This window comes from Mycobacterium sp. (assembly GCF_032161845.1).
In the GTDB taxonomy this organism is placed as follows: Bacteria; Actinomycetota; Actinomycetes; order Mycobacteriales; family Mycobacteriaceae; genus Mycobacterium.
In genome coordinates this window covers 1-4,542 of record NZ_JAVRQA010000154.1, presented here as the reverse complement: position 1 = coordinate 4,542, position 4,542 = coordinate 1, and the positions used below count along the sequence as shown (strand labels likewise).

The following is a 4,542-nucleotide window of genomic DNA, read 5'->3' as shown; positions in this document are numbered from 1 at the left end:
TGACGGTGTGCACGATGGTGCCGATGCGGTCGGTGCCGCATCGCGTGGTGTGCCTGGTCGGTCTCGACGACGGCGTCTTCCCGCGTCAGGGGGTCACCGACGGCGACGACGTGCTGGCCCGCAAGCCCGTCACCGGGGAACGCGACAGCCGCTCCGAGGACCGGCAACTGCTGCTCGATGCGGTCGGGGCGGCCACCGAGAAACTGGTGATCACCTACACCGGCGCCAACGCCCATTCCGGCCAGCCGCGTCCGCCCGCGGTGCCGCTGGCCGAGTTGCTCGACGCCTTGGACACCACGACGCCAGACGGTGTCAGGGATCGGATCGTCGTGCATCATCCGTTGCAGCCCTTCGACATTCGCAACGTCATCCCAGGTGAACTGGTGCCCGACGTGCCCTTCACGTTCGACACCACGGTCCTCAAGGCGGCGCGGGCCAGTACCCGCGAGCGGTCCGAGCAGCCGAAGTTCATCTCCGGTCCCCTGCCTGCTCAGCCGCACGAGGACGTCGCGCTCGCCGACCTGATCGGGTTCTTCAAGGATCCGGTCAAGGGCTTCTTCCGGGCCCTCGAGTACACGCTGCCGTGGGAGGTCGACGGTGTCGCCGACGAGATCTCGGTCGACATCGACGCCTTGGAGCAGTGGGCCGTCGGCGACCGGATGCTCAACGACATGCTGCGCGGCATGTCCCCCGACGACGCCAGGCAGGCCGAATGGCGACGCGGCACGCTGCCGCCCGGTCAGCTTGGCTGGCGCAAGGCAGGCGAACTGCGCGAGCAGGCCACCCTCCTCGCTGCGACCGCCCTTGGGTACCGGAAGGGTGACGCCGACGCATACGACGTCGACATCGACCTGGGCGCCGGCCGCCGCCTGACGGGCACGGTGTCACCGGTGTTCGGCGAGCACCTGGTGTCGGTCACCTACTCCAAGCTCGACGGCAAGCATCTACTCGCCTCCTGGATTCCGTTGTTGGCGTTGTTCGCCCACCATCCCGAACGGGAGTGGTCGGCCATCTGCATCGGGCGGGCGCGTCGGGCCGCCACCCCAAGCGAGCGGGCGCTTGGCTCACCGCAGGACCCGGCAGTCGACGTCTTGCGCGACCTGGTGGCGATCTACGACGCCGGCCGTCGCGAGCCACTCCCCCTGCCCGTCAAGACGTCGTACGCCTGGGCATGCGCCCGCCACGAAGGCGGCGACCCCGAGCGGGAAGCCACCTTCCGGTGGAAGTCCGGCAACTATCCCGGCGAGGACAAGGACCCTGCTCAGGTCCGCACCTGGGGAGCGAACGCCTGGCTGAGGGCACTGATGCAGCCGCTTCGGCCCGGCGAGGAGGTCGACGGCGAGACTCATCGACTCGGCGCGTACTCCTCCCGGCTCTGGCTGCCGATGCTGCGGGCGGAAGTGGCTGTCTAATGGAACGTTTCGACCTTCGGGGGCCACTGCCCGACGCCGCGTCCACCCTGGTTCTGGAGGCCAGCGCGGGCACCGGCAAGACGTTCGCCCTGGCCGGGTTGGTGACGCGCTACGTGGCCGAGGGCGCGGCGACCCTCGACCAGATGCTGCTCATCACGTTCGGCCGCGCCGCCAGCCAAGAGCTGCGCGATCGGGTGCGTCGCCAGATCACCCACGCGGCAGCTGCTTTCGATGATCCGTCACTCGTCGGCGACAATCAGGTGGTTGCCCATCTGGTGGAGGGCACCGATGAGGAACGGGCCGCCAGGAAGCAGCGGTTGCGCGACGCGCTGGCCGGGTTCGACTCCGCGACGATCGCCACCACCCACCAGTTCTGCCAACTGGTGTTGAAGTCACTGGGCGTAGCAGGTGACTCCGACTCCCGCGTCACCCTGGTGGAGAGTCTGGTGGACCTGGTCACCGAGGTCGTCGACGACCTCTACCTCGCCCACTTCGGTCAGCAGCGCGACGACCCGGAACTGACGTATCCCGATGCACTCAAGTTGGCGCGCGAGGTCGTCGGCAACCCCGCGACCGAGCTGCGCCCGCTCGACCCGCCGCCCGACTCGCGAGCCGCGGTGTGCGTGAGCTTCGCCAATCACGTTCTCGCCGAACTGGAACGGCGCAAACGCCGACTGGGAATCCTGGGTTACGACGACCTCCTGACGCGGCTGGCAGAAGCCCTCGACGCCGAGGACTCCCCCGCCAGGCTTCGGATGCACCGGCGCTGGCCCATCGTGATGGTCGACGAGTTTCAGGACACCGACCCCGTGCAATGGCAGGTGATCGACCGGGCCTTCAGCGGCCGCTCGACGGTCATCCTGATCGGTGACCCGAAACAGGCCATCTACGCGTTCCGCGGCGGTGACATCGTGACCTATCTGAGCGCCGCCGAGACCGCGGGCGCCAAGAAGACCCTCGGCACCAACTGGCGCAGTGACAGCGTTCTCGTCGACTCGCTGCAGGCGGTGCTCCGCGGCGCAGAACTCGGGGATCCCGCCATCGTCGTCCACGACATCGAGGCGGCGAATCAGGGCAGCCGACTGGTCGGCGCACCGCACGACGAACCGTTCCGGCTGCGGGTGGTGCAGCGAGGGACGTTCGGGCTCCGAGGAATTCAGAACATCCCGATCGGCGACATCCGAGAACACGTCGGCAAGGATCTCGCCAACGACATTGGCGCTCTGCTCGCCAGCGGTGCGACCTTCGACGGCAAACCGGTGCGGGCCGGCGACGTCGCGGTGATCGTCGAGACGCACCGCGACGCGCGGGTCTGCCAGCTCGCACTGGATCGCGCAGGCATCGCGTCGGTCTACACCGGCGACTCCGACATCTTCGCCTCAGAGGCGGCCGACGACTGGCTGACGCTGCTCGAGGCGTTCGACCAACCTCACCGCGCCGGGGTGGTGCGGGCAGCCGCGGCGACGATGTTCTTCGGCAAGTCCGCCCTAGAGCTGGTGCAGGACGGTGACTCGCTGACCGACGAGATCGCGGAGACGTTGCGGGAGTGGGCAAGTCACGCCCGCGAACGTGGTGTCGCAGCGATCTTCGAGGCCGCTCAGCTTCGCGGCATGGGCGACCGCGTGCTGTCGTGGCGCGATGGCGAGCGGCACATGACCGACCTGGCCCACATGACGCAGCTGCTTCAGGACGTGGCGCATCGCGAGCACTACACGCTGCCCGCGCTGCGCGACTGGCTACGCGCCGAGCGTGACGACCGCGGGGGAAGCGCCGAGCGAAACCGCAGACTGGACAGCGACGCCGCGGCCGTGCAGATCATGACGGTGTGGGTGAGCAAGGGGCTGCAGTACCCGATCGTCTACCTGCCCTTCGCGTTCAACCGCTGGGTGCCGGAACCCGATCTGATCCTGTTCCACGACGGCCCGACCCGCTGCCTGCACATCGGCGGCAAGGAGAGCCCCGACTACCGCGAGGTGGAGAGGCTCGGCCGCGAGGAGTCCGCCGGTGACGACAGCAGACTGACCTACGTGGCCCTGACTCGGGCGCAGGCCCAGGTGGTCGCCTGGTGGTCACCCGCCCGCGACGAGCCAAACGGCGGGCTGTCCCGGCTGTTGCGCGGGCGCCGTCCTGGCGAGTCCGTCGTGCCGAACAAGTGCCTGCCCAGCAAGATCAACGACGACGACGCGCTCGCCCGGCTGCGGGAATGGGAGGCCGCCGGCGGTCCCGTCCTCGAGCAGTCGGTGCTGACGCCCGCACCGCGTCCCCCCGTCGAGCCGGCGCCAAAGAACCTCGACGCCAGGCACTTCCACCGCTCGATCGACACCACCTGGCGGCGCACGTCGTACTCGGGGCTGATCCGCGTGACGGAGACGCCAGGGGTGAGCAGCGAACCCGAGGTGGTCGCGCTGGACGACGAGGTCGGCGACCTCCCGCTGCTACAGCCGTCGACGGGGCCGCACGTGCCGTCACCGATGGCCGACCTTCCGAAGGGCGCCAAGTTCGGCACCCTGGTGCACGCGGTGCTGGAGACCGCCGATCCGTCCGCGACGAATCTGGTCGCCGAGTTGGAGACGCAGATCCGCGAGCACTCGGTCTGGTGGCCGGTCGACGTCCCCACGCCCGACCTGGCGGCCGCGCTGGTACCGATGCACGACACCCCACTCGGTCCGCTGGCTGCGGACCTGACCCTGCGCCAGATCGGTCTGCCAGACCGGCTGCGGGAGTTGGACTTCGAATTCCCCTTGGCAGGCGGCGATTTGGGAGCCACCGCCCCGGAGATTCATCTGCGCGACGTCGGGCTGTTGGTGGCGGAGCACCTGCCTGCCGACGACCCGTTGGCCTCCTACGCCGAGCGGCTGACGAGCGCGGGGTTGGGAAGCCAGCCGCTGCGCGGGTATCTGAACGGGTCCATCGACGCGGTGCTGCGAATCCCCGGCCCGGGCGGCCCTCGCTACGTAGTGGTGGACTACAAGTCGAACTGGCTCGGCGACGGGGACGGCGCGCTGACGTCGGCGGACTACGAGCGCACCCGACTCGCCGAGGCGATGCTGCACTCCGACTATCCGCTGCAGGCGCTGCTGTACAGCGTTGTCCTGCACCGCTTTCTGCGCTGGCGTCAGGCGGGGTACTC

Annotated in this window: 1 protein-coding gene and 1 pseudogene; both read left to right on the top strand. The window is 69.1% G+C overall.

Annotated features, from left to right (window positions below; genetic code table 11):
- A pseudogene (locus QOD90_RS09130) lies at window positions 1-1,412 on the top strand (exodeoxyribonuclease V subunit gamma); the annotation flags it as partial.
- A partial coding sequence (locus QOD90_RS09125; protein WP_526348832.1) for a UvrD-helicase domain-containing protein occupies window positions 1,412-4,542 on the top strand: 3,131 nt, incomplete at its 3' end. The pseudogene QOD90_RS09130 and the gene QOD90_RS09125, both read left to right, overlap by 1 nt.